This is a genomic window from Corynebacterium mycetoides, assembly GCF_900103625.1.
In the GTDB taxonomy this organism is placed as follows: Bacteria; Actinomycetota; Actinomycetes; order Mycobacteriales; family Mycobacteriaceae; genus Corynebacterium; species Corynebacterium mycetoides.
In genome coordinates, this window is the sequence record NZ_LT629700.1 from 1,656,983 (window position 1) to 1,681,382 (window position 24,400).

Annotated in this window: 24 protein-coding genes; 11 read left to right on the forward strand and 13 right to left on the reverse strand. The window is 66.9% G+C overall.

Annotation, left to right across the window (positions count from 1 at the left end):
* Positions 1-2: 2 nt before the first annotated feature.
* From murJ to BLS40_RS07930, 5 genes are all read left to right on the forward strand, one after another.
* On the forward strand, positions 3-3,593 hold the full coding sequence (gene murJ / locus BLS40_RS07910) for a murein biosynthesis integral membrane protein MurJ (RefSeq protein WP_092150978.1): 3,591 nt from the start codon (positions 3-5) through the stop codon (positions 3,591-3,593).
* A gap of 159 nt (positions 3,594-3,752) precedes the next feature.
* A complete protein-coding gene (locus BLS40_RS07915; RefSeq protein WP_092150981.1) occupies positions 3,753-4,316 on the forward strand; it encodes a sigma-70 family RNA polymerase sigma factor in 564 nt (187 codons plus the stop codon).
* A 79-nt stretch (positions 4,317-4,395) separates the two neighbouring features.
* Complete coding sequence (trxB, locus tag BLS40_RS07920) at positions 4,396-5,421, forward strand: thioredoxin-disulfide reductase (RefSeq protein ID WP_092150985.1); 1,026 nt, start codon at positions 4,396-4,398, stop codon at positions 5,419-5,421.
* A 27-nt stretch (positions 5,422-5,448) separates the two neighbouring features.
* Entirely contained in the window at positions 5,449-5,772 is a 324-nt protein-coding gene (gene trxA / locus BLS40_RS07925; RefSeq protein WP_092150988.1) for a thioredoxin, read from the forward strand.
* A 55-nt stretch (positions 5,773-5,827) separates the two neighbouring features.
* Entirely contained in the window at positions 5,828-7,012 is a 1,185-nt protein-coding gene (locus BLS40_RS07930) for an N-acetylmuramoyl-L-alanine amidase (protein ID WP_092150990.1), read from the forward strand.
* Positions 7,013-7,022: 10 nt separating this feature from the next.
* Here the strand turns inward: BLS40_RS07930 and BLS40_RS07935 are convergent, their stop codons facing one another.
* From BLS40_RS07935 to rpmH, 8 genes are all read right to left on the reverse strand, one after another.
* Positions 7,023-7,679, reverse strand: a complete 657-nt coding sequence (locus BLS40_RS07935) for a hypothetical protein (RefSeq protein WP_231908425.1) — start codon at positions 7,677-7,679, stop codon at positions 7,023-7,025.
* 7 nt (positions 7,680-7,686) lie between these two features.
* On the reverse strand, positions 7,687-8,715 hold the full coding sequence (locus tag BLS40_RS07940) for a ParB/RepB/Spo0J family partition protein (RefSeq protein WP_092150993.1): 1,029 nt from the start codon (positions 8,713-8,715) through the stop codon (positions 7,687-7,689).
* Between the two features lie 2 nt (positions 8,716-8,717).
* Positions 8,718-9,713 carry a ParA family protein gene (locus tag BLS40_RS07945; protein WP_092150996.1) on the reverse strand — a complete coding sequence of 332 codons (996 nt, stop codon included), beginning with the start codon at positions 9,711-9,713 and terminating at the stop codon, positions 8,718-8,720.
* A gap of 43 nt (positions 9,714-9,756) precedes the next feature.
* Entirely contained in the window at positions 9,757-10,395 is a 639-nt protein-coding gene (gene rsmG / locus BLS40_RS07950) for a 16S rRNA (guanine(527)-N(7))-methyltransferase RsmG (protein WP_092150999.1), read from the reverse strand.
* An 80-nt stretch (positions 10,396-10,475) separates the two neighbouring features.
* Entirely contained in the window at positions 10,476-11,453 is a 978-nt protein-coding gene (yidC, locus tag BLS40_RS07955) for a membrane protein insertase YidC (RefSeq protein WP_092151002.1), read from the reverse strand.
* A 15-nt stretch (positions 11,454-11,468) separates the two neighbouring features.
* Positions 11,469-11,765: a membrane protein insertion efficiency factor YidD gene (gene yidD, locus BLS40_RS07960; protein ID WP_092151005.1), complete on the reverse strand. Its 297-nt coding sequence runs from the start codon at positions 11,763-11,765 to the stop codon at positions 11,469-11,471.
* On the reverse strand, positions 11,765-12,151 hold the full coding sequence (gene rnpA, locus BLS40_RS07965) for a ribonuclease P protein component (protein WP_092151008.1): 387 nt from the start codon (positions 12,149-12,151) through the stop codon (positions 11,765-11,767). Before rnpA ends, yidD begins: the two co-directional genes overlap by 1 nt.
* 22 nt (positions 12,152-12,173) lie before the next feature.
* Positions 12,174-12,311, reverse strand: a complete 138-nt coding sequence (gene rpmH / locus BLS40_RS07970) for a 50S ribosomal protein L34 (RefSeq protein WP_006839039.1) — start codon at positions 12,309-12,311, stop codon at positions 12,174-12,176.
* An 838-nt stretch (positions 12,312-13,149) separates the two neighbouring features.
* Between rpmH and dnaA the strand changes: the two genes are divergently transcribed.
* The 6 genes from dnaA (at position 13,150) to BLS40_RS08000 (ending at position 21,365) form a co-directional block, all read left to right on the forward strand.
* Positions 13,150-14,778, forward strand: coding sequence for a chromosomal replication initiator protein DnaA (gene dnaA / locus BLS40_RS07975; protein WP_092151011.1), 1,629 nt, complete (start codon positions 13,150-13,152; stop codon positions 14,776-14,778).
* A 476-nt stretch (positions 14,779-15,254) separates the two neighbouring features.
* Positions 15,255-16,442: a DNA polymerase III subunit beta gene (gene dnaN / locus BLS40_RS07980; RefSeq protein ID WP_092151014.1), complete on the forward strand. Its 1,188-nt coding sequence runs from the start codon at positions 15,255-15,257 to the stop codon at positions 16,440-16,442.
* Between the two features lie 17 nt (positions 16,443-16,459).
* The gene (gene recF / locus BLS40_RS07985) at positions 16,460-17,644 is read left to right on the forward strand and encodes a DNA replication/repair protein RecF (RefSeq protein ID WP_092151017.1); all 1,185 of its coding nucleotides are present in this window, start codon (positions 16,460-16,462) and stop codon (positions 17,642-17,644) included.
* Positions 17,637-18,275: a DciA family protein gene (locus BLS40_RS07990; RefSeq protein ID WP_092151020.1), complete on the forward strand. Its 639-nt coding sequence runs from the start codon at positions 17,637-17,639 to the stop codon at positions 18,273-18,275. The genes recF and BLS40_RS07990 overlap by 8 nt, the downstream gene beginning before the upstream one ends.
* 119 nt (positions 18,276-18,394) lie before the next feature.
* The gene (gene gyrB / locus BLS40_RS07995) at positions 18,395-20,470 is read left to right on the forward strand and encodes a DNA topoisomerase (ATP-hydrolyzing) subunit B (protein WP_092151023.1); all 2,076 of its coding nucleotides are present in this window, start codon (positions 18,395-18,397) and stop codon (positions 20,468-20,470) included.
* Between the two features lie 40 nt (positions 20,471-20,510).
* Positions 20,511-21,365, forward strand: coding sequence for an alpha/beta fold hydrolase (locus BLS40_RS08000; RefSeq protein WP_092151026.1), 855 nt, complete (start codon positions 20,511-20,513; stop codon positions 21,363-21,365).
* Here the strand turns inward: BLS40_RS08000 and BLS40_RS08005 are convergent.
* The 5 genes from BLS40_RS08005 to BLS40_RS08025 all read right to left on the reverse strand — a co-directional run bounded on the left by BLS40_RS08005 (position 21,360) and on the right by BLS40_RS08025 (position 24,356).
* Positions 21,360-21,797, reverse strand: coding sequence for a DUF6918 family protein (locus BLS40_RS08005; RefSeq protein WP_231908426.1), 438 nt, complete (start codon positions 21,795-21,797; stop codon positions 21,360-21,362). The genes BLS40_RS08000 and BLS40_RS08005 overlap by 6 nt on opposite strands.
* A gap of 30 nt (positions 21,798-21,827) precedes the next feature.
* Positions 21,828-23,288, reverse strand: a complete 1,461-nt coding sequence (locus tag BLS40_RS08010; protein WP_092151032.1) for an HNH endonuclease signature motif containing protein — start codon at positions 23,286-23,288, stop codon at positions 21,828-21,830.
* Positions 23,289-23,500: 212 nt separating this feature from the next.
* Positions 23,501-23,839, reverse strand: coding sequence for a hypothetical protein (locus BLS40_RS08015; RefSeq protein ID WP_092151035.1), 339 nt, complete (start codon positions 23,837-23,839; stop codon positions 23,501-23,503).
* Between the two features lie 32 nt (positions 23,840-23,871).
* Entirely contained in the window at positions 23,872-24,138 is a 267-nt protein-coding gene (locus tag BLS40_RS08020) for a TetR family transcriptional regulator (RefSeq protein ID WP_092151038.1), read from the reverse strand.
* Positions 24,135-24,356, reverse strand: coding sequence for a CopG family transcriptional regulator (locus tag BLS40_RS08025; protein ID WP_092151041.1), 222 nt, complete (start codon positions 24,354-24,356; stop codon positions 24,135-24,137). Before BLS40_RS08025 ends, BLS40_RS08020 begins: the two co-directional genes overlap by 4 nt.
* Positions 24,357-24,400 lie beyond the last annotated feature (44 nt).

Genomic DNA, 24,400 nt, shown 5'->3' on the forward strand with positions numbered 1-24,400 from the left:
CCGTGACCCAGGACCCGCACCCACACACAGCCGGGCTGCGCCGTCGCATCGTCGCACCCGCGCCGCCGGCTCCCGTGCCGGTTCCGCGCCCGGCCGTAACCCCACAGGACGACAGCGTGGAGCCGGATCAGGACCGCTCGGCCCTGACGATCAGCCCGTCCGGCGAAGCGCTGGAAACCCTCGAAGCGCCCCGCGCGCCCGAGGTGGCCGAGTCCGCCGCCGGCTCGGAGGACGGTTCCGCGGCGCAGACCTCTAACACCTCCAACACCTCAAATACCGACGTCGTGCGCTCGACCGGTTCGATGGCGCTGGCGACCCTGCTCTCGCGCATCACGGGATTCATCCGCACCGTGCTCATCGGCGCGGCGCTCGGCGCACCCGTCGCCTCCGCGTTCAACACAGCCAACACCCTGCCCAACCTGATCACCGAGATCGTGCTGGGCTCCGTGCTCACCGCCCTCGTGGTGCCGGTGCTGGTGCGCGCGGAGAAGGAGGACCCCGACAGGGGAGCGCGGTTCATCCGCCAGCTGTTCACCCTCGCGCTGACGCTGTTGACGGTGGTCACCATCCTCGCCGTGGCAGCCGCACCCTGGTTGACCCGCATCATGCTCGAGGACGACGGCAAGGTCAACGTCGTCCAAGCCACGTCGTTCGCCTACCTGCTGCTGCCGCAGATCTTCTTCTACGGCATGTTCGCTCTGTTCATGGCCATCCTGAACACGAAGGAGCACTTCCGCCCGGGCGCGTGGGCGCCCGTGGCCAACAACGTCGTCTCCATCGCCGTCCTGGGGCTCTACATGCTCCTGCCGGGGGCGCTGAACCCGGCCGCGCCGGCGCCGATTAGCAATCCGCACGTCCTGCTGCTGGGCATAGGCACGACCCTCGGCGTCGTGGTGCAGTGCGCCATCATGCTGCCGGCGCTGCGGCGCCTCGGCATCGACCTGCGGCCGCTGTGGGGCATCGACGACCGCCTCAAGTCCTTCGGCGGCATGGCGCTGGCGATCATCGCCTACGTGGCGGTCAGCCAGCTCGGTTACGCCGTGACGACGCGCGTCGCCTCGGTTGCCGACGCCTCCGCTCCGATCATCTACCAGCAGCACTGGATGCTGCTGCAGGTCCCCTACGGCGTCATCGGCGTGACGCTGCTGACGGCCATCATGCCGCGGCTGTCGCGCAACGCCGCCGACGGCGACGACCGCGCCGTCGTGCGCGACCTCACCCTGGCCACGAAGCTGACGTTCATCGCGCTCATCCCGATCATCGTGTTCATGACGGCGCTCGGCCCCGACATCGGCCACGGCCTGTTCGCCTACGGCAACTTCGACGTGGAGCACGCCCGCATTCTCGGCTTGGCCATCAGCTTCTCCGCCTTCACCCTCATCCCGTACGCCCTTGTCATGCTCCACCTGCGCGTGTTCTACGCGCGCGAGGAGGCCTGGACGCCGACGTTCATCATCGCCGGGATCACCGTGACCAAGGTCGCCCTGTCCCTGCTCGCCCCGCTGGTGGCGGCGGATACCTCCGCGGTGGTGATCCTGCTGGCCGCCGCCAACGGGTTCGGGTTCATCGCCGGCGCCGTCATCGGCGCCTTCCTTCTGCGGCGCAAGCTGGGCACCCTGGAGGCGGCGTCGGTGCTGCGCACCAGCGCGTGGGCACTCGGGTCCGCGCTCGCCGGCATCGCCGTCGTCCTGGCCGTCAAACTAACCCTGAAAAACGGCCTCGGTCTGGATATGCCCCGCCTGCTCGGCTCCGCCGTCGGGCTCGGGGGGCTGGCATCCGTGGGCTACCTCATCGAGGTCGCGCTGCAGGGGATCGTGTTCCTCGTCATCACGGGCCTCGTCCTTTCCCGTTCGGGCCTGCCGGAGGTGCAGAACCTCGGCCGGGCGCTGACCCGCGTGCCCGGCCTCGGCCGCTTCATCCGCCCCGACGAGGACAAGGCCCTCGAGGTCGGGGAAGTCGACCCGCGCGACGTGTCCACGCAATTCCTGGCCACCGACTCATTCAACGCCTCCCCGGTCCCGCCGCCGATGTCCGCCGGTGTGGTGCGCGGCCCGCGGCTCGTCCCGGGCGCGGCCGTCTCCGACGGGCGCTTCCGCCTCATCCGCGACCACGGCTCTTCCCAGTCCACCCGCTTTTGGCAGGCGCGTGAGCTGGCCACCGGCCGCACCGTGGCCCTGACGTTTGTGGACACCTCGGGTACCGCCCCGATGGCCCCGCCGACGCCGCGCGAAGCGGCGATTAATGCCGCCGGTGTGGTGCGCCGCACCCGCAAGCTGGCCACTCTGAACAACCCGGCGGTGGCCGACAACATCCAGATCCTGTCCTACCGCTCGGGCGCGCTCATCGTCGCGGACTGGGTCCCGGGCTCCAGCGTCAAGGCCGTTGCCGAGGCGGGCCAGACGCTGCACACGGAGGCCGTGGCGCACGCGCTGTCGCCGCTAGCCCGCGCGCTTGGCGACGCCCACGCGGCGGGCATCCCGCTCGGCCTAGACAACCGCAACCGCCTGCGCGTGTCGTCCGACGGCGTCATTCGCCTCGCCTTCCCCGCGGTGCTCCCGGACGCCTCCGCCGTGAAAGACGCCGGGGCGCTCGCCTCGGCGCTGGCCCTGTTGTCCAGCAACGTCAGCTCGTCGGGCCTAGAGGGCGCCGTGGCCCAGGCGCGCGCGCTTGCCGACGCCCCCTCTGCCGCACCCGACGACTTCCGCGACATCGCCGAGACGCTGGAGCAGCTCAGCCACAGCGGCGCTGACGGTGCCGGCGGTGCTGACGGCGCCGCGGCGAGCGAGACGAGCGCGGCGGGCGAGGCGGATGTGCAAGATGCGATTGACGCGGCGGGTGGCGTCTCAGTGGCAGAACCGGTGGCAGAACCGGTGGCAGAACCGGCGGCGGAGACCACGGTGGAGACCACGGTGGAGCCGGCCCCCGAGCACGTGGTCGAGCCGGCGGCGCTGCGCGGGGGATTCGGCCGCCAGGACTACCGGCCGCTGTCCCTCCTGCTCATCCTGCTAGCGGCCATCTCGATGGTCATTCTCATCGCTGCGCTGACCGCCTACCTGGTGCGCGCCGTCGGCCGCGACACCCCGAACACGCCGCTGGCGCCGCAAACAACGACGTCGGCACCCGCCACTCCCGGCGAAGGATCTGGCGGGGTGGACGTCGTCATCGGCAACCTCTCCACCGCATCGTGGGGTACCGGGGCGGCCCCTGCGGCGCTCGCTTTCGACGACGACGCCTCGACCGTGTGGAGCGCGCCCCGCGGCTCGGGGCTCACCGCCACCGCGGCGCCGGAGGTGACGTTCACACTCAACCAGATCGTCGTCTCCGCACCCACCGCCGGAGCCGAGTACAGGGTGTACGGCATCCCGGCTGGCGATGGGACGGGCGGTACCGCGCAGGTCGACGGAGCAGACGACCTGCCCGGGCTGCCTGAGCTGGCGGAGGGCCGTTTCCAGCCCGGGCAGAACTCCATCGACGTCGACCACGACGGGGCGCTGCGCGGCGCGGTGCTCTACTTCCCCGGAGCGGACGCCGAGAGCCAGCTGGAGCCCGTGGAGCTGGGTGACGTGGTGCTGGTGGGCAAGACGTACTTCTAAACCCCCGCTAAACCCCCGCTAAACCCCCGTTAAACCCCCGGCCCGGGCCGGCGGGCGCGGGTGTCACTTAAATGTGCGCCCAGGCGGCGCGCCCACCCCTTCGCATCGGGCACACTGGGCACCACAGGCACACACGGGGATCACATCGGGGGACGTGACATGGAATTGACAGACCAACAGCTTGTGGAGGCGTACAAGGCCGGGGATCCGCACGCCTTCGCTCACATCGTCCGCAGGCACAAGCCGCGGCTGGCGTACATCGCGCGGCGCTATGCCAAGAACGAGCAGGACACCCAGGATATTTTGCAGGAGGCGCTGTTCAAGGCGTCGAGGAAAATGCACACCTACCGCGCCGAGGCCACGCTGTCGACGTGGCTGCACCGCCTTGTCATGAACACCGGCTACGACCACATGGCGGCGGGCCGAAAGCGCATGCGCGACATCAGCATCGACGACACGGACCGCGTCTCCGTCGACGCCAATCCGCTGCTCGCCCACGACCCGACCACGGGCGTCGAGCGCGCCATCGTCCTGCGCCAGGCCATCGAAGCTCTGCCCACCGCGCAACGTACGGCGCTCTTGCTTATCGACGTCGCGGGGCTGACCGTCGAGCGCGCCGCGCGCGAGATGGGGGTCAAGCCCGGAACGGTGAAGTCTCGCCGCTCCCGGGCGCGCCAGGCTGTGGCCAAAGCAGTGGGGGAGCCGGGCGAAAAAGCCGTGTGAGCTGCAACATCGGCGGTTGTCTGCGACGGCAGTAGACTAGCCTGGAGATACTCAAGTAATTCGGGAGAGATGCACCGCTATGACTAATCCAGGCTTCAATTTCATCGTGCCCACCACCGGCGAGAACGTTGAGGCAACTCCACAGGACAACAGCGAGAAGACCGGGGGCGCCGACAACACCGCTGTGCGCGACGTTATCGTCATCGGTTCCGGCCCCGCCGGGTACACGGCCGCGATGTACGCGGCGCGCGCCGAGCTCAACCCCCTGGTGTTTGAGGGGTACGAGTTCGGCGGCGAACTAATGAACACCACCGAGGTGGAGAACTTCCCCGGTTTCCAAAACGGCATCATGGGCCCCGAGCTGATGATGGAGATGCGCGCACAGGCGCAGCGCTTCGGCGCCGAGCTCACCCCGGAGCTGGTGGACCGCGTGGAGTTGGACGGCGAGGAGAAGGTGGTCTACGTGGGGGACACCGCCTACCGCGCCCGCGCCGTCATCCTCGCCACCGGCGCGGCCCCCCGCCACCTAGGAGTGCCCGGCGAAACCGAGATGACCGGGCACGGCGTGTCAACCTGCGCCACCTGCGACGGCTTCTTCTTCAAGGACCAGCACATTGCCGTCGTCGGCGGCGGCGATTCGGCGATGGAGGAGGCGACCTTCCTCACCCGCTTCGGCACCAAGGTGTCAATCATCCACCGCTCGGAGAACTTCCGCGCCTCCCAGATCATGCTGGAGCGCGCCCGGGACAACGAGAAGATCGAGTTCGTCACCAACACCATCGTCGAGGAGGTCGTCGAAGAAGACGGCAAGGTCGCGGGCCTGAGGGTCACCAACGTGCTCACCGGCGAAACCTCGGTGCTCGACGCCACGGCCATGTTCGTGGCCATCGGGCACGACCCGCGCTCCGGGTTCCTTGACGGGCAGGTGGCCACCGACGAGGCCGGTTACGTCAAGGTGGACCAGCCCTCCACCAAGACCTCGGTTCCCGGGGTCTTCGCCTGCGGCGACCTGGTGGACAACTACTACCGCCAGGCCATCACCGCCGCAGGCTCCGGCTGCCGCGCGGCCATCGACGCCGAGCACTACCTGGCCGCGCTTAAGTGACGGGCTAGAGGGACTAGAATGGTGGACATGAACGCACCGATTGATGTCACGCAGGCGACTTTCAAGTCCGAGGTCGTGGACTCCGACACACCCGTCGTCGTTGATTTCTGGGCCGAGTGGTGCGGCCCCTGCAAAAAGCTCAGCCCCCTGCTCGACGACATCTCCTCCGAGATGGGCGACGCCGTCAAGGTGGTCAAGGTCGACGTCGACGCCGAGCGCACCCTGGGCGCCATGTTCCAGGTCATGTCGATTCCGACCGTCATGATCTTCAAGGACGGTGCTGCCGTGGACACGATCGTCGGCCTGCAGCCCAAGGACGAGCTCGTTTCGCGGATTCAGCAGCAGCTCTGAGTACTATAAAGTTCCTTGTATCTGCCCATCTGTTCCCGACGTTGAAAGGTGCCCGGTGACTGAGGTTCTCCGTGTTGGTGATTCGAGCGCACGCGTCGCCGAAGCGCGCTCGACCCTCGCACGGCTGGGCATGCTCGACGGGTACGACGGGAAGGTCGGGGAGTGGAACTCCCGCCAGTTCTCGCCCGCCGAGCTGCTTTTCGACGCCGACCTGGCCGAGGGCGTGAAAGCCTTCCAGCAGTCCCGCGGCATCGTCCCCACAGGCGAAATCGACTCCGTCACGATGCGCGAGCTGCGCGAGGCCTCCTACACCCTGGGCGCCAGGGTCTTGGAGTTCCGCCCGAACCAGGTCATGGTGGGCGACGATGTGCGCCAGCTGCAGCAGCAGCTCCAGGAGCTGGGCTTTTACTCCCACAAGGTCGACGGTCACTTTAACAAGCAGACCCACGAATCCCTGGTCAACTACCAGCTCAACTCGGGTCTGCAGGATGATGGCGTGTGCGGGCCCGACACGCTCCACGCGCTCAGCCTGCTCGGCCGCCGCATCACCGGCGGATCGGCGCACGCGATCCGCGAGCGCGAACGTGTCCGCCAGGCGGGCCCCAAGCTTTCCGGCAAGCGCGTCGTCATCGACCCGAGCTTCGGGCTGGCGGACTCAGGGATGACGGTGCGCGGGCCCTACGGCGACATCACCGAGGAAGAGATCCTGTGGGACCTGGCGCAGCGCGTCGAGGGGCGGATGGTGGCCGCCGGGATGGAAACCATCTTCTCGCGGCCGCGCGGCGACAACCCCTCGCCCAAGGAGCGCGCCGAACTGGCCAACAGCTTCAACGCGGACCTGATCATCTCCCTGCAGCTCGACCGCTACCACAACGACAAGGCCAACGGCGTGGCCACGTTCTACTTCGGTTCCGAGTTCGGGGCGTCTTCCATGACGGGTGAAACCCTCTCCGGTTACATCCAGCGGGAGATCGTCGCGCGCACCGACCTGCGCAACTGCTACAACCACGGGCGCACCTGGGACCTGCTGCGCCTGTCCAAGATGCCTGCTGTGGAGGTCGTGGCGGGGTACCTCACCAACCCGGGCGACGTGGCCATCGTGACCGACCCGCGCCAGCGCGACGCTATCGCCGAGGCCATCGTGGTGGCCGTCAAGCGCCTCTACCTGCTGGAGGAGGACGACAAGCCGACCGGCACCTACTCGTTTTCCGACCTGCTGCGCCAAGAACGCGCCATGTAGCCGCCCGCGGCTAGCGTGCGGCGGGAACCTCCGCCAGCAGCTCGGCCATGTCGCGCGCCGAAAGCAGGTCGTGCGCGGGCGGCAGGTCGATGCGCAGCCGGGGCAGGACGGGGTGGTCGCGCACGACCATGAACCCGGCGGACTCCAGCACGGGGACCTCCACCAGCCCGATCTCGGGGGCCCGGCGCACAATGCCCGCGCACATCTCCGATGTCGCCTCCCCGCCGGGCACGACGCCGAACATCTCCAGGGCCTGGACCCCGCGCTCGAGGGCGGCCATGATCACGGCGTCGAGCAGCACGGACTCCCACCCGCGGCCCTGGGCCGCGGAGTCGATGTGCAGGCTCGTGACCACCCACGCGTCCCGGCTTATCGGCGCGGTGGGCATCCTCACGGCGCCGGGGGCGTCGGCGGCGGGGCAGAACAGGGCGGTCGCGAAGGCGCCTTCGGTGGCGGTACTTTCCACAGCGCTCCGAACAATGCTGAAACCCACCACCCCCTGCTCCAGCGCCCGGGACGACAGCCAGGCGGCTTTGTCTGCCTCGGGGTACGCGCCGGTGTAGGCGTCGTCAAGCGGGTCGAGCTCCCAGAAGGTGGTGGTGGCGGTGCGGCGGTGCACGGCCGCCAGCGTGTCGTAGGTGACGGCCACGACGCGCGCCCCAGACATGGCCGACCTACTGGCCCTGGATGAGCGCCATGATGCGCTCGAAGTCATCGCGGTCGCCGAACTCGACGACGATCCTGCCCTTGCGCTTGCCCATGGTCACGGAGACCTTCGTGTCCCACTCGTCGGCGAGCTTCTCAGCGGCGTGGGTGAAGTACTCAGGCTGGGGGGCGGGCTCGCGCTTCGGGGTCTGCGGCAGCTCGCCCTGCCGGTTCACAAGCGTCACGGCCTCTTCCGTGGCGCGCACGCTCATGCCCTCGGCGACGATGCGGTCCGCCAGCTTCTCCTGCGCCGCAGCGCCGACCTTCACCCCCAGCAGGGCGCGGGCGTGGCCGGCGCTGAGCACGCCCGCCGCCACGCGGCGCTGGACCGCCACCGGGAGGTTGAGCAGGCGGATCGAGTTGGTGATGCGCGGGCGAGAACGCCCCAGCCGGTCGGCGAGCTGCTCCTGGGTGACCCCGAACTCCTCGAGCAGCTGCTGGTAGGCCGCCGCCTCCTCGAGCGGGTTGAGCTGCACGCGGTGGATGTTCTCCAGCAGCGCGTCGCGCAGCATGTCCGCGTCATTGGTTTCGCGCACGATCGCGGGGATGTGCTTGAGCCCCGCCTTGGAGGAGGCCCGCCAGCGGCGCTCGCCCATGATCAGCTCGAAGCCCTCGGGGGTTTCGCGCACCACGATCGGCTGCAGCAAGCCGAACTCCTTGATCGAATGCACCAGTTCCGCGAGCTCGTCCTCGTCGAACACCTGGCGCGGCTGCTTCGGGTTGGGGAGGATCTGCCCGACCGGGATTTCCTGGTAGCGCGCGCCCATCGGCAGGGTCTGCTTCGGGCGTTCCGCCCGCGTATCGACGGTCGGCGCGCCCGGAATCACCGGCGCCCCTGGGGCGCCCGCCGGAGCTTTCGAGGCGGAGGCGCCGAGGATGACGTCGGCGGCGCCTGCGCCGAGCCGGCCCGTCTTCCCCGTGGTGTCCGTGGATTCTGGGCTGGATGGGATGAGGGCCGCCAGTCCGCGGCCGAGACCGCCCTTGCGTTCCTGAGCCATGTTTACTCTCCGTCCTCTCCTGCGTTGGCCGAGTTGCTGTGCTGCGAGTTATTCAGTTGTTCGGCCACCTCGGGGCTGACACCGATCGGGCCCGTGGTCGGGTGCGGCTGGAAATCGCCCCGGCTGGCGATCTCGCGTGCCGCGTCGAAGTAGGCCAACGCCCCGCGCGAGCCCGGGTCGTAGTCAATCACCGTCTGCCCGTAACCGGGGGCCTCCGACACCTTGACGGAGCGCGGGATGACATTGCGCAGTACCACCTCGCCGAACTGGGAGCGCACCTCGCCCGCGACCTCCTCGGACAGCCGGGTGCGCGCGTCGAACATGGTCAACACGATCGCCGAGATGTGCAGCTCGTGGTTCAAGTGCTCCCGGATCATGCTGATGTTGCCCAAAAGCTGGCCCACGCCCTCGAGCGCGTAGTACTCGCACTGGATCGGGATCAGGACCTCGTCCACGGCCGTCATCGCGTTAATGGTCAGCAGGCCGAGGGAGGGCGGGCAGTCAATGAAGACGTAGTCGAACCCGTTGTCCTCCAAGAAACCGCGGCGGATGGCGTCGTGCAGGCGGTACTCGCGCCGCACGAGGCTGACCAACTCGATCTCCGCGCCCGCGAGGTCGATCGTGGCGGGGATACAAAACAGGTTGTCGTTGCCGGGGGAGGGCTGCATCGCATCTTCGGCCGCGGCCTCCCCGATGAGGAGCTCGTAGGTCGAGGTGGTGCCCGCGCGGTGCTCCACCCCAAGGGCCGTCGAGGCGTTGCCCTGCGGGTCGAGGTCAATCACGAGCACCTTCAGACCCTGCCGCGAGAGCGCGGCGGCCATGTTCACGGACGTTGTGGTCTTGCCCACCCCACCCTTCTGGTTGGCCACGGTAAACACCCGCACCCGCTCCGGGCGCGGCAGCGTCTCGGAGCCCGACACCACCCGGGCGGCACGGCGCGCCGCCGCTGCAATGGGGGTGTCGTCCCACTGCTGGTCGTCTGTCTGCTCGTTACTCATGAGCGCGGCCTCCCAGTCGGTCTGCGAATCATCCCTGGCAACTCTAGTGCGTGCGACGGATGCGGATAAGTGTGGTGGGTTCCTCCAGCACGGATGCCCCCACGGTGAAAATCTCCGCCTGCCCGCCCTTGGCGCGTTTGATCTCCCGCGCGTCGCGCTCGAGCTCCTCGGCCACCGACTCGCCCTTCATCGCCACCATCGCACCGCCCACCTTCACCAGGGGGAGGGACCAGCCGGCCAGCTTGCCCAGGGGAGCCACGGCGCGTGAGGTGACGACGTCGAAAAGCGAGGCGCCCTGCTCCTCTGCCCGGCCGCGCACGACGGTGACATTGTCCAGGCCGAGCTCGTCTACCACCTCGCGGAGGTAGGTGGAGCGCTTGAGCAGGGGCTCAATGAGAGTGACCTCGAGGTCGGGCCGGGCGATGGCCAGCGGGATCCCGGGCAGGCCCGCGCCGGAACCGATGTCGGCGACGCTTAAGCCCTCGTCGAAGGCCTCGGCGATGACGGCGCAGTTGAGCACGTGGCGGCTCCACAGGCGCCCCACTTCCTTCGGCCCGATGAAACCGCGCTGCGCCGCCACGGTGGCCAGCGAATCGTGGTAGGCCTCGGCGAGCGGCAGTCGGTCGCCGAAGATCTCGGACGCGACGTCCGGCGTGGGGGAGCTGGGGGAGGGCTGCGACATAATACCGACTCTAGTAAACGGGGCAGACAACGAAACAACCGCCGTCACAGGCAACGGCGGTTGCGGGTCTGGGTGAGGATTTAAGAGCCCTGCTTGCGCTGCTTCTTGGTGCGCTTGTCCACCTTGCGGGCCGCGACCTGGGGAGCGGTGGCGCGCTTCGCCTCGCGCTTCTGCTCCGCCTCGGCCGCCTCCTCCTTGTCCATTTTGTCGAAGACGATGCGGGTCTGGAAGAACGTCCACACATTGTTGGCCAGCATGTAGAACAGCAGGCCGACGTGCCACAGGAAGCCCGAGGCGAGGATCATCACGGGGAAAATCCACAGCATCATCTTGTTCATGATCTGCATCTGCTGCTGCATCATCTCGGCCTGCTCGCCCACGGGCGCCGCCACCTTGCCGGAAGCAATGCGCTCGTTCTGGCGCTCGATGGACAGGCGGGCGTTGAGGTGGGTGAACACCGCGGAGATAATCACGAGCGGCAGACACACCATGATGATGTCGGTGCGGGTGAAGTCGAGGCCCGTGAACGCCGAGAAGGCGTCGGCCGGCATGGACATGTAGGCCGACAGCGGCACGCCGAAGAAGTCGGCGTCCAGGAACGAGCGGACGTCCTCGGGCGAGAAGATGTAGTTCGCGGTGTTGCGGTTTTCCTCCACGCTCATGCCCAGCTGGCCGGGGCCGGTGCCGGTGCGGTTGAACGAGCGCAGGACATGGAACAGCCCGATGAACACCGGCATCTGCACCAGCGGGACGATGCAGGAGGCGAGCGGGTTGGTGCCCATCTCCTTGTACAGCTTCTGGGTCTCCTGCGCCATTTTCTGCTGGTCGTTCTTGTACTTGGCGCGGATCTCCTGCATCTTCGGCTGCATTTCCTGCATCCGGCGCATGGAGCGCATCTGGTTGACCATCGGCTTGACCAGCAAGACGCGGATGGTGAACGTGAGGAAGACGATGGCCAGGATCCAGGCGATGCCCGAGTCCGGCGCAAGGATGAATCCGAAGATCTTGTGCCAGAACCACAGCACTGCTGAGATCGGCCAATAAACAAAGTTCAGCACTTGAGCGCGTTTCTCCTAATCGGTGGCGGGTTCGGCCGGCTCGACGCTTCCCGGTACAGGGTCGTATCCCCCCGGGTGCCAAGGACCGCACTTGCACACGCGGGCCGTGGCCAACAAGCTTCCTTTGACTGCACCGTGGCGCGAGACTGCTTCCAGCGCGTATGCACTGCAGACAGGAACGAATCGGCAGGTCCCACCCATCTTAAGGGGCGAGACGTATTTTTGGTAAAGGCGTACCCCTCCCACCAGCGCCCGGGCGGGCGCGCTGGGGGGCCTAGGGATCTCCCCTCCGAGGAAGTTGTAGTACGACATCAGTCGCGGGTGTCCTTTGCGGGTTCGTCGTGCGCGCCCAGCTTCCGCAGCGCCGCGGAAAGGGCGTGGAGGTAATCCTTGCGCAGGTCGTCGCTGCTCGCTTCGGCGGCGGCAGGCAGGGCCCGCACCACCACGTCGTGCTCCCGCGCGAGCTTGTCGACGCTCCCGAGCAGCACGTGCCTGAGCTTACGCGACACGCGGTGGCGCACCACCGCGTTGCCCACCGCCTTAGACACGACGAGCCCGAACCGGGGGCCTCCTGTGATGGCGGTGTCGGTTCGGGCTGCGATGTGCACCACGAGCGTGCGGGACCCAGCGCGCGTGCGCGCGGACATCGTCCGGCGGAAATCCGCGGACGAGGCGAGCTTGTTCGCTCTGGGTAGCACGAGGTGTGTGCTCCGGGACGGATTACGCCGTCAGGCTGGAGCGGCCCTTGCGGCGGCGTGCGGACACAATGGCGCGGCCGGCGCGGGTGCGCATGCGGGCGCGGAAGCCGTGCTTACGGGCGCGGCGGCGGTTGTTGGGCTGGAAGGTCCGCTTGGACACGGTGAGCTCCTTAAAGTTCGAGTGCGACGGCCAGCGGCTGCTCTCCCCGTCGCCAGGAAGGTGCGGCCTCCCGGGGCAGAGGCCGTCCCGGTGAGAAAAGAAAAAGCTGAGATGCGCGGCGCTCCCGCACTCAGGGCGGAGGCGCTGTCGCGTGCCCCACCCGCGCCGACTCGCCGCTGGGTGCGGCGGCCCGGTGCACTGCGCCGGTGGTGCTCTCAAACACATCGGCCGAACGCGAAAAGTGTGAGACCAATGTGACAGACGGTTTAAAGACTACGTCAGTTTCTCGGGGAGGTACAAATCCAGCGCGGGTGAGCCCTCCACCGGTATTCCAACCCCGGCAAAGGGTGCCCCCGAAATAACAAAGATGTGCTTTTCCCCTGGTGGCGGGGCGAAACGCCGACGAGTGCTGGGGGGCGGCGCGCGCGGAACCACTCACAGGCCCGGGACCACAGTTATCCACAGCGGAAAGTTCTCTCATTGTTTGGACAGGGGCCGGAAGGAGCGGGTAACAATGATTTATCAGATTCAAGAAATCACAGCTCTACACAGGGCTACTGTGGATAACCCTCAACTTCCTGTTGAGAGTTGCGGGCGCGCAAGCGCGTTCGCCGAGGTAGCACCAGGTTTTATACTGGGTGCACTTTATCCACAAGGGCGCCTGCCACCTGTGGAAAGAACCCCACCGCGGGTCTATCCACAGGTGTGGATAAAGTTGTGGAACACAAGGTAGTAGCCGTCGCTGCTCGCGCTTTGTGTGTGGATGGCTGTGAATAACAGCCTGGGGACACAGGGGGCGCGGGCCGGAGATGTAAAGAAACAGGGGATTCGAGCACACGTGGCAGATCAACAACTCAGCGCGCTCTGGAGCGACATCGTTTCAGAGCTCCTCAGCCTCTCGGAGCGCCCCAACTCGAACATTCCGACGCTCACCCACCAGGAGCGCGCCTACCTGCAGCTCGTCAGCCCCGTCATGCTTGTCGACGGCTACGCCATCCTCTCGGCGCCGCACTCCGCGGCCAAGACCGTCGTCGAGGACTCGCTGGGCTCCCACATCACCGGGCTGCTGACCCGCAAGCTGGGCACCCCCTGCACACTGGCCGTGTCCATCCGTCAAACCGAGACGGAGGGAGAGACGCAACAGGGGCTCGAGTCCCGCCCGGCCGAGCCGGAACCCACCTCCGTTCCCGACTGGTTCTCCACCACCAGCCCGGCTCCCGCCTTCGCGCCCAGTCCCGCCCCGGAGTCCTCGCCGTGGCAGGCGGGCGAGCAGATCCCGATGGGGCTCGACGAGCTCGCGCAGCTGCACATGCGGCAGCAGGAGTCCCAGCACCGGCCGGAGGGGCGTCGCCAAGCAAGCGCTCACCCCACCGTGCCCCAGCGGCCCCAGCGCCTCGTTCGGGAAACCCCCGCCCACAGCACCGACCGCGAAGCGAGCCTGAACCCGAAGTACACGTTTGAGAACTTCGTCATCGGCTCGTCGAACCGCTTCGCCAACGGCGCCGCGGTCGCCGTCGCCGAAAACCCCGCGCGCGCCTACAACCCCCTGTTCATCTGGGGCGGTTCCGGGCTGGGCAAAACCCACCTCCTGCACGCCGCGGGCAACTACGCCAAGCTGCTGCAGCCGAACCTGCGGATCAGCTACGTGTCCTCGGAAGAGTTCACCAACGACTACATCAACTCCGTGCGCGACGACCGGCAGGAGACCTTCAAGCGGCGCTACCGCAACCTGGACATCCTCATGGTGGACGACATCCAATTCCTCGAGGGCAAGGAGGGGACCCAGGAAGAGTTCTTCCACACCTTTAACGCGCTCCACCAGCAGAACAAGCAGATCATCCTGTCGTCCGACCGGCCGCCGAAGCAGCTGACAACCCTCGAGGACAGGCTGCGCACGCGTTTCGAGGGCGGTCTGATCACCGATATCCAGCCGCCTGATCTCGAGACGCGCATCGCGATCCTGATGAAAAAGGCGGCGGCCGACGGGACGCACGTGGACCACGCTGTCCTGGAGCTCATCGCGTCGCAGTTCGAGTCGTCGATACGCGAGCTCGAGGGGGCGCTGATCAGGGTGTCGGCGTACTCGTCGCTGATTAACGAGCCCATCACGCTCGAGGTCGCCCAGGTCGCGCTGCGCGACATCCTGCCCAACGGCGGCGAGATGAACATCAGCGCGGCGGCGATCAAGGACGCCGCTGCGGATTACTTCAGCGTCTCCCTCGAGCAGCTCACGGGCGCGGGCAAGACCCGCCAGGTCGCGCACGCACGGCAGCTGGCCATGTACCTGTGCCGGGAGCTGACAGACTTATCTCTGCCGAAGATCGGCGACGAGTTCGGCGGCAAGGACCACACGACGGTGATGTACGCCGACCGGAAGATCCGCAAGGAGATGACGGAGAACCGGGGCACTTACGACGAGATCCAGGAGCTGACACAGATGATCAAGAACCGGGCTCGTTCCCTCTAAGCCCGTGTAAGCCCCGGCCCGACTGAGCCGGGGTCTTTTTGTCCACAGACTTACTCACAGATGTGTAATTACAGTGCCAGAAATAAGTGATCCCCAGCACGTGTGTTCCAGATCACTAAATCGGGGCACTGTGGATAACGCGGCCCAACGTGTGATTTCGCAGTGTGTAACGCCGGAAAATCTGTGGATGAAATCCGCCGCCCCGAAACTATCCACAAACGCGCGACATTATCCACACGTTATCCACACCCCTGAGCACACCCCGATTTCCGCGCACGACCTCGGCGAAGGGGCCTTCATCCACAGAGTGCACAAGACTTACTGTTGTTACCAACTATCTACTTTGAAGGTAAGTGAAGGGAAACGGGGTGTGTGAAAATCGGCCGCCGACCCACTGAATGACAAAGAAGTGACGCCCGCATAAGGTGGAGCGAAGTTACATGTAATTCGGGGGCGATCGCGCAAGGAGTGCTGGCATGGACGACAACTCGGTGTCATTTCGGGTTCACAAGGACGACCTCTCCGACGCCGTAGCGTGGGTAGCGCGCAGCTTGCCGACGAAAAACACGCAGCCGGTGCTGCGCGCCGTCGTCATCACCGCCGACGACACGGGGCTCGAGTTCGCGGGCTTCGACTACGAAGTCTCCTCGCGAGTGCGCATCGGTGCGGAGGTCTCGCAGCCTGGCCGCGTCGCCGTGGCCGGCAAGCTGATGGCCGACATCGTGGCCAACATGCCGGCAAAACCGATGGAGGTGTCCACCGACGGATCCACCATGTTGCTCCAGGGCGGATCTGCGCGTTTCGAGCTGCCGCTTATGCCGCTGGATGACTACCCCCAGCTGCCGACCCTTCCCGAGGTCACAGGGCGCATTTCCCCCGCCGAGTTCGTCGGCGCCGTCACCCAGGTCGCCTCGGCCGCCGGGCGCGACGACACCCTGCCGATGCTCACGGGCGTGCACATGGAGATTTCCGGCAACGCCGTCCAGTTCACCGCGACTGACCGGTTCCGCCTCGCACTCCGCCGCATCCAGTGGGAGCCGGTGAGCGCGGATGTGACGGCGAAGCTGCTCGTTCCCGCCAAGACGCTGCTCGACAACGCCCGCACCTTGGACACCCACATCGACGAGCCGGTGGAGATCGCGGTGGGCGACTCCGACAACGTGGGCGGCGAGGGCCTCTTCGGCTTGCACTCCGGAAACCGCGAAACCACAACCCGCATGCTCGACGCGGATTTCCCGAACATTCAGCCGCTGCTTCCCAAGACGCACACCTCGATGGCCAGCGTGGAAATCTCCCCGCTCGTCGAGGCGATTCGCCGCGTGAGCCTCGTCGCTGACCGGAACGCCCAGGTGCGCATGCACTTCCGCCCCGGCGAGGTGACCCTGTATGCCTCCGGTGCCGATTCCGGCGAGGCCAGCGAAACGGTGGAAGCAGCCTTCACCGGCGCCGACGAACTGCTCATCGCGTTTAACTCCGGCTACCTCAAGGACGGGCTCGCCGTCATCCCCACCAACCGCGTGGTCTTCGGGTTCACCGAGGCGTCGCGCCCGGCGATCATGATTCCCGAGCCCGAGCAGCTGCCCGAGGCGGAAGCGGACGGCACTTTCCCGACCCCGGCCTCCGACTTCACGTACCTGCTCATGCCGGTGCGCCTGCCGGGCTAAGGAATCAGCGCTGCAACGTGTTCGTCAGTGACCTCAACCTGCGCGACTTCCGTTCTTGGCCCGAGCTGGCGCTAGAGCTGAAGCCGGGGGTGACCGTGTTCGCGGGGCGCAACGGGCACGGCAAGACCAACATCGTCGAGGCCCTCCAGTACAGCAGCACCTTAAGCAGCCACCGGGTCGCCACCGATTCCCCGCTCATCCGGGCCAGCGCGACGGACGCGCGGGTGTCCGTAACCACTGTCAATAGCGGCCGCGAGCTGACGACCCACCTGCTGATCAAGGCCTCCGGCGCCAACCAGGCGCAGATCAACCGGACGCGGCTGAAGTCCACGCGGGAGGTTCTCGGGGTGCTGCGCACGGTCATGTTCTCCCCGGAAGACTTGCGGCTTGTGACGGGTGAGCCCGCGGAGCGGCGGAAGTTCCTGGACGACCTCTCCGCCTCCCGCGCCCCCCGCCTCGGGGGAGCCAAAGCCGACTACGACAAAGTCCTGCGGCAGCGCAACGCCCTGCTGCGCACCTCCTCCTACGACCTGCGCCGCGGTTACGGCGACGATGCCGGCGCGAGCGCCCTGGCCACCCTCGACGTGTGGGATTCGCAGCTCGCCCGCAACGGTGCCGAGGTGATCGCCGGCCGCCTCGAGCTTCTCGACGCCCTCGCCCCGCACATCACCGAGTCCTACCGCGCCGTCGCACCGGAATCCCGCCCGGCCTCGGTGCACTACACCTCCACCATCGACGACGCGGTTCGCGCCCTATCCGGCGCCCCCAGCAGGGACCCGGACGTGATCGAGGCCGCCATGCTCACCGAGCTGTCGCGCCGCCGCAAAGAAGAGATCGAGCGCGGCACCACACTTGTTGGCCCCCACAGAGACGACATGGTGCTCATGCTCGGCGACACCCCGGCGAAGGGTTACGCCAGCCACGGTGAAACGTGGTCGTACGCGCTGTCACTCCACCTCGCCGAATACGCCCTGCTGTCCGCCGAGGGGTCGGTGCCCGTGCTCATCCTCGACGACGTCTTCGCCGAGCTCGACGCGCTGCGCCGCCAACGGCTCGTCGCCGTCGCGGAAAACGCCGAGCAGGTGCTCATCACCGCCGCTGTCGGCGACGATCTGCCGGACAACCTGTCCAAAGCCGTCACCGCGCGCTATTTTGTGGCCATGGATGACGGCGTATCGACGCTCGAGGTGGCCGATGGCTGACCTCATCGCAGACACCTTCGACACCCTGCGCTCCACGGCCCGCAAGCGCGGCGGGCGCGTGCCCGACCTCCGCCGCCAGGGCGAATCCGTCATTCCGCGGCGGGCGCGGGTGGGCTCTGTTGGCTCTGTTGGCCCTGTTCGCGGGGACAAGGGGGCGTCGATAAGCGTGCCCGGGCTCGACCTTGGCGACCTTGGCGACCTTGGCGCGGACGCGAAGCCGCGGTGGTCAGGGATGGGGCGGCCGACGGGCCCGGACGGCCGAGCGATGCGCCGCAGCTACCAGGTCAAGGGGTTCGGGACGCTCGTGCGCGCGGAGATTCAGAAGCGCGAGTGGACCGAGCACCTGGCGTTTGGTTGGGTCATGGGCAACTGGGCCGGGCTGGTTGGGGAGAAGATCGCCCAGCACACCGAGGTGCAGATGATCAAGGACGGGGAGGTGTTCATCACCTGCGATCAGACGGCGTGGGCAACCCAGCTCAAGTACATGCAAGCCACGGTGCTCTCCGCCATCGCCGACAAGGTCGGGCCGGGTCTGGTGACCAAGTTGCACGTGTACCCGCCGAAGACGAAGAACTGGCGCAAGGGACCCCTCCACGTGAAAGGCCGGGGGCCGCGCGACACATACGGGTAGCCCCAAAATGGGCCGTGAAACGCCCTCTCGCACGATCGACGGGTGGGGGTAATATCCCCTACAGGGTGTAGGATTGGATGGGTTAAAACACCCTTAGCGCGACAGGAGACTCCCACATCGTGGCTACCAACGAACCGCATTACGATGCGTCATCGATCACCATTCTCGAGGGGCTCGAAGCTGTACGTAAGCGGCCCGGAATGTACATCGGCTCCACCAGCGCCCGCGGCCTGCACCACCTGGTGTGGGAGGTCGTGGACAACTCCGTCGACGAGGCCATGGCGGGTTACGCCGACCGTGTCGACGTTACGCTGCTTGCCGACGGCGGCATCCAGGTCATTGACAACGGCCGCGGCATCCCCGTGGAAATGCACCCCTCCGGTGCCCCGACCGTCCAGGTTGTGATGACGCAGCTCCACGCCGGCGGCAAGTTCGACTCCGAGTCATACGCCGTCTCGGGCGGCCTGCACGGCGTGGGCATTTCCGTAGTCAACGCGCTGTCCACCCGCGTCGAAGCCGACATCAAGCGCGACGGCAAGCACTGGTACCAAAATTTCACCAACGCTGTTCCCCACGAGCTCGAGCAGGGCGGCAATGCCCGCGGCACCGGCACCACGATCCGTTTCTGGCCCGACGCCGAGATTTTCGAGACCGTCGAGTTCGACTGGGACACCATCGCGCGGCGCCTGCAGGAGATGGCCTTCCTGAACAAGGGCCTCACCATCACGTTGAAGGACGAGCGCGCCACCGACGAGGAGCTCGAGCTCGAAGCGATCGCCGAGGAGGGTGAAACCGCGGCGCTGGTCGAGGGCGACTCGTTCGACGACACGGTCATTACCGACGCGGCCGCGGCCGGGGACGAAGCCGGCGCCGACGTCGCGCCCGCCGTGCAGAAGAAGCGCGAGAAGAAGGTCACCTACTTCTACCCGAATGGCCTGGTCGACTACGTCAACTACCTGAACAAGTCCAAAACCCCGATCCACCCCTCCGTCATCGGTTTCGAGGCCAAGGGCACCGACCACGAGGCCGAGGTGGCCATGCAGTGGAACACCGGGTTTAAGGAATCCGTCCACACCTTCGCCAACACCATCAACACACACGAAGGCGGAACCCACGAAGAGGGTTTCCGCGCGGCGCTGACCTCGCTGATGAACCGCTACGCGCGCGAACACAAGCTGCTGCGGGACAAGGAACCCAACCTCACCGGCGACGACTGCCGCGAGGGCCTCTCCGCCGTCGTCTCCGTGCGCGTGGGTGACCCGCAGTTCGAGGGACAGACCAAGACCAAGCTGGGCAACACCGAGATCAAGGGCTTCGTGCAGCGAGCGGTCAACGAGCACCTCTCCGACTGGTTCGACGCCAACCCGGCCGAGGCGAAGGTGATCATCAACAAGGCCGTCTCCTCCTCGCAGGCGCGCCAGGCCGCCCGCAAAGCCCGCGACCTCGTGCGCCGCAAGTCCGCCGGCGACATGGGCGGGCTGCCCGGCAAGCTCGCCGACTGCCGCTCCAAGGACCCGAAGGCCTCCGAGCTGTTCATCGTGGAGGGCGACTCCGCTGGCGGTTCCGCGAAGCAAGGCCGCGACTCGATGTACCAGGCGATCCTGCCGCTGCGCGGCAAGATCCTCAACGTGGAGAAGGCGCGCATGGACCGCGTGCTGAAAAACGCCGAGGTCCAGGCCATCATCACTGCCCTGGGCACCGGCATCCACGAGGAGTTCGACATCTCGCGGCTGCGCTACCACAAGATCGTGCTGATGGCGGACGCCGACGTCGACGGCCAGCACATCGCCACGCTGCTGCTCACGCTGCTGTTCCGTTTCATGCCGGAGCTGATCGAGCAGGGCCACGTCTACCTGGCTAACCCGCCGCTGTACAAGCTCAAGTGGGCCAAGGGCGAGCCCGGGTACGCATTCTCCGACGCGGAGCGCGACGACATGCTCGCCGAGGGTAAGGAAGCGGGCCGCAAGATCAACACCGACGACGGCATCCAGCGCTACAAGGGCCTGGGCGAGATGAACGCGAGCGAGCTGTGGGAGACCACCCTCGACCCCGAGCACCGCATCCTGCGCCGCGTCGACGTCGAGGACGCCCAGCGCGCCGACGAGCTGTTTTCCATCCTCATGGGAGACGACGTGGCGGCGCGCCGTTCCTTCATCACCCGCAAGGCGAAGGACGTTCGCTTCCTAGACGTCTAATCCCCGGCGGAAACATGGCGGTAGTGTTTAGACTTTGCCTATGGATTCCGTTGACATCACGCTGCCAGACGGCACAACCAGCACAGTTCTGCTGTTCCCGGCCGCCGAATCGGACAAGCCGCTCGTCGTGATCTGGCCGGGCTTCGGCATGGGAGCGCGGTACTACCGGCCGATTGCGCAGTGGCTCGCCGACCACGGCTTCCCAGTCGCGATCGGGGAGCTCCGCGGGCAGGGAACCAATACGGCTGTGGCAACCCGCGCTCATTCGTGGTCGTACAACACGATGGTCACGGAGGATTATCCGCTGACGATCCAGGCGGCGAAGGAAGCACTCGGGCTCGACCCCAGCCACCGCGTGGTGCTGCTGACCCACTCCATGGGCGGGCAGATCGGGACCCTGTTCCTGGCGGATCCGGCGGCCGCCGAAGATGGGGTCCTGGGGCTCATGGGTGTGGGCTCCGGCAGCCCCTATTGGAGGACGTTCGCACCGTCCGTCAGGCGCAAGCTGTTTGTCGGGTCGCGGATCATGGCGGCCGTCTCACTCGTGCTGGGGTACTGGCCGGGGGGCAGGTTCGACTTCGCGCGGTACGGGCGGCAGTCGGGGTGGCACGTGCGGGAGTGGGCGCGTCTGTCGCGCACCAACTCGGTGTCCCACATCGCAGGCAACGACTACGAGAACGCGTTGCTGGAGGTCACCGCCCCCATTTTGTACACCCGGTTTAACAATGATGACGACTGCACTGTGGAGTCCGCGCGTGCGTTGGCAATGCACCTCCCCGCGGCTCACCCGAAAGTGGAGGAGCTCTCGGGCGATCTCGGCCACAACCGGTGGGCGCGCGAGCCGGAAATCACGGGGCGGCGGTTTGTGAAGTTTTACGAGGAGAATTTCCTATAGGGCGTGGCGCTCGATGATCTCGCCGAATTCCGGCAGCGCGGGGGCGATGATCTTGCCGGCCTTGCCGCGGAGGCTGGAGTACACCTTCTGCGCGGCGGCGGGTGCCTGTTGCACGTACTTGTCGCCGAGGCCGAGGACGTCAGCAACCACGTCGTCCTGTCGGCTGGCGAGGTAGTTGCCAAATCCCGCTGACTGCTCGGCGTCGTACGCATCCCAGTAGGGGGTCAGTGCGTCGACGATGTCGGGGAGGGAGCGGTTGATGACCTTGGACACGATGTCGGCGTCCGCCTTCCGGGCGGCGGAGGTGGCGGATTTGATCGCCATGCCTGTCAGCCCGGACTGTGAGGCGATGGTTCGGTCGACGAGGCCGGTGACATCGTTGACAACGGTGGGGCGCACGGTGGGGTCAAGGAGTTTGGTGAGGTCGCTCATTGGGCTCAGCATAGCCGGATGGCTCCTTGTTTACGGGGGAAAGAGGATGGGCGGGGTGCCGCGGGCATGGGTTCGCTTCAGGGGGCGCTGCCTGATTTTCGCCCCGGCGGATGAGTGGTAGCCGTGCGTTTCGTTCGTCCGGGGCGGCGACCCGTCGGCGGGATGGTGTTCTATCCGCCCGGTTTCCGGGTTGAGTTCCACGTGGCCCTTGTTGCCTGTTCCATCTCTTCTGTCGTTGTTGCACCTGTGGTGTTCTCTGCATAGCCCGGCGAGATTATGGATGTCGGTGAGGCCCCCGTCCTTCCAGGCCAGGATGTGGTGAGCTTCCATTTCTATGGCTGCCTTGTCGCATCCGGCCCACGCGCACACTCCCTGGGTGGCGAGCAGTGCGAGCTTTTGGTGCACCGACGCGAGACGCACGGCGCCCATGGACAGGGGGATCCCGGTGACGTCGTCGAGCTGGAGGACGAAGTCGCCCCCGCCTAGGCCGAGCCGGAGGATGTCGAGAGGTGTGAAGTCGGTTCCGGTGTTGGTGGGGAAGACGGAGGTGTGGTCCGCCCCGAGCAGGTCCTCGAGGGTGAGCGAGAGAACGATGGAGCACACCCCGCTGCCGCGCTGCGTCTTGCCGGCGTCGTAGGCCCGGGCGATGGCGATGAGCTGGTCGAAGCCTCGCTGGGCCCGGGTGCGCGTGTCGTCGGCGGGGTCGGAATCGGTGTTCGTACCTGGCGCGTAGCCCGGGTGGATGAGCGCTTTCAGCAGGGACATCTCAGCCGCTGGGCCGTGAACGATCATCCGGGAGAGCCCGTCGCCGTCGGGGTGACCGAATGCGACGGAGCGCTTCTTCCATGCGGCGAACGGGTCCTTCTTTTTGTCATAGTCGCGGCCGTTGCGGTTCGCCTTGCGCACGGCGTCACTCAGCCAGGCGCGGAGGTCCTCGGGCGTGCGCTTCTTGGCCTCGGTCAGCGCGCGGCTGTGCAGCTCGTCGAAGCCGGGGTTGGCGTGCTCGCTCAGGTCGCGCAGGCATTGCGCGATGATCTTTTGCTTCTCGGCGTTGATGAGCGCCGCCTTCTTGCGGGCCGCGGCGCGAGCCTGTCTTGCCGCCGCTTTTCGACGCTCCTCCTCACGCGCCCGTTCCTTTTCCTGCTCCGGATCGGCGGCCGGCTCCCGGGGAGGTTCGGGGACCTCGGGCTCTCCGAAGAGCCGCCTGCCCCGCGAGAGGCGGTCGAGGGCCTCGTGGCGGGACAGCCCGAGGATGTCGACGAGATACTGCGTGGCGTGGTTGGCGCCCACTGCCGCGCCCGCGCCGTCGCGGTCCGCGATGAAGGCGAAGGAGGCGTCGATGAGACCGAACTTCTCCAACGCGGTGTTGAGCCGTTCCATGTCGGAGCGCACGCCTGCAAACGACAGGGTTTCTGGGGTGGAGAACGTTGCGGAGAGTTCTTCCGCGGCGTCGACGATGGCGTCGACAAGCGGGGTGAGTGTGGTGTCCATGGCACCTCCTTTCTGAAGAGATGCCCCAAGGTTAGAACAGGGGTGCGACACACAAACGCTAAATTAGAACAAGTGTGCCAAAACGGAACGGGCCCCGGCTTCCCCCAAGTACGAGGGTGCCGGGGCGCCGTGCTCCGCGGGTTGCAGCTCTTCCGCCACAGTGTTCTCAGGAGTCACTGTAACCACAACAGCAACAAAAATAACATGGGTGGCTACCGGGTGCCAGCCAAGGCCGCCGTCACCTGCGACACCAGCGGCTCGAGGGTGGCGACGGCGTTGTCCAGGCCCTCGCGAAGCGCCGGAACGTTGTCCACGATCAGCCTCGCCGCGACGCCGATGGACAGCGCCGCCAGCAACAGGGACAGGGGTGCCGAACCGGTGTACGCGCTGCCGAGCGGCGGCTGCGCGGGCGGCTCGAACCGCATCTCGCCCGCAGTGGGACCAGGGCTGGAAGACCCGGAAGAACCGGAAGACTGAGCGTGGGCGGCGGGAGCGCCCACAGCGCTCAGCACGAGCGCCGGGGCGAGGATCAGGGGCGTGAACTTCTTCATAACTCACGCAGTTTAGGGCGCCCGGCCGCTCGTCACATCTCCAACCAGTCCAGATACACGTGCCGGGCAACATGCGCGAAACCCTCGTTGGATCCGGTGAGGGGAGCCAGCGCCACGACGGCGGAATGCAAAGCGTCCGCCGCCGCGCCGGGGGAGTCGAAGACGGCCACACCGTGCACCCGCGCTCCGGGCACCGCCGCCGCAGCGCACAGGGCCGAAAAAGAGCGCACGCGGACCCCGGTGGCGGAGCAGAACTCGTCGGCCACGGCCAGAAGCTGTTCCGCGGTCAACCCCTTCACCCCTGACTACCCCGCGCCTGCCGGATGCGGGCCTCTGTGGCGGCGTAGGTCTCGGAATGGGTGCGGGCGAGCGCGGCCACGGAGGCGTCGTCAAGCATGCGCGCTGCGGCGGTGACCACGGACCGCCGTGCCGCCTCCTGCTTCGAGCAACCCCATGCCGACGCCAGCAGAGCGAGCGCTCTGTCCTCGTCTGCGGTGAGTCTCAATGTCATTGCCATACCATTTTGATACCGCATGGCGGTCCGGGAACGCGAGAAAACGC

Excerpts from the sequence above, each read along its gene's own strand:
- BLS40_RS08005 (WP_231908426.1), bottom strand. The coding sequence starts at position 21,797 with ATGAGCGACCTCACCAAACTCCTTGACCCCACCGTGCGCCCCACCGTT.
- BLS40_RS08025 (WP_092151041.1), bottom strand. The coding sequence starts at position 24,356 with ATGGCAATGACATTGAGACTCACCGCAGACGAGGACAGAGCGCTCGCT.
- trxA (WP_092150988.1), top strand. The coding sequence starts at position 5,449 with ATGAACGCACCGATTGATGTCACGCAGGCGACTTTCAAGTCCGAGGTC.
- BLS40_RS08010 (WP_092151032.1), bottom strand. The coding sequence starts at position 23,288 with ATGGACACCACACTCACCCCGCTTGTCGACGCCATCGTCGACGCCGCG.
- dnaN (WP_092151014.1), top strand. The coding sequence starts at position 15,255 with ATGGACGACAACTCGGTGTCATTTCGGGTTCACAAGGACGACCTCTCC.
- rsmG (WP_092150999.1), bottom strand. The coding sequence starts at position 10,395 with ATGTCGCAGCCCTCCCCCAGCTCCCCCACGCCGGACGTCGCGTCCGAG.
- yidD (WP_092151005.1), bottom strand. The coding sequence starts at position 11,765 with ATGTCGTACTACAACTTCCTCGGAGGGGAGATCCCTAGGCCCCCCAGC.
- trxB (WP_092150985.1), top strand. The coding sequence starts at position 4,396 with ATGACTAATCCAGGCTTCAATTTCATCGTGCCCACCACCGGCGAGAAC.
- BLS40_RS08000 (WP_092151026.1), top strand. The coding sequence starts at position 20,511 with ATGGATTCCGTTGACATCACGCTGCCAGACGGCACAACCAGCACAGTT.
- BLS40_RS07915 (WP_092150981.1), top strand. The coding sequence starts at position 3,753 with ATGGAATTGACAGACCAACAGCTTGTGGAGGCGTACAAGGCCGGGGAT.
- BLS40_RS07940 (WP_092150993.1), bottom strand. The coding sequence starts at position 8,715 with ATGGCTCAGGAACGCAAGGGCGGTCTCGGCCGCGGACTGGCGGCCCTC.
- BLS40_RS07935 (WP_231908425.1), bottom strand. The coding sequence starts at position 7,679 with ATGTCTGGGGCGCGCGTCGTGGCCGTCACCTACGACACGCTGGCGGCC.
- BLS40_RS07945 (WP_092150996.1), bottom strand. The coding sequence starts at position 9,713 with ATGAGTAACGAGCAGACAGACGACCAGCAGTGGGACGACACCCCCATT.
- BLS40_RS07990 (WP_092151020.1), top strand. The coding sequence starts at position 17,637 with ATGGCTGACCTCATCGCAGACACCTTCGACACCCTGCGCTCCACGGCC.
- BLS40_RS08015 (WP_092151035.1), bottom strand. The coding sequence starts at position 23,839 with ATGAAGAAGTTCACGCCCCTGATCCTCGCCCCGGCGCTCGTGCTGAGC.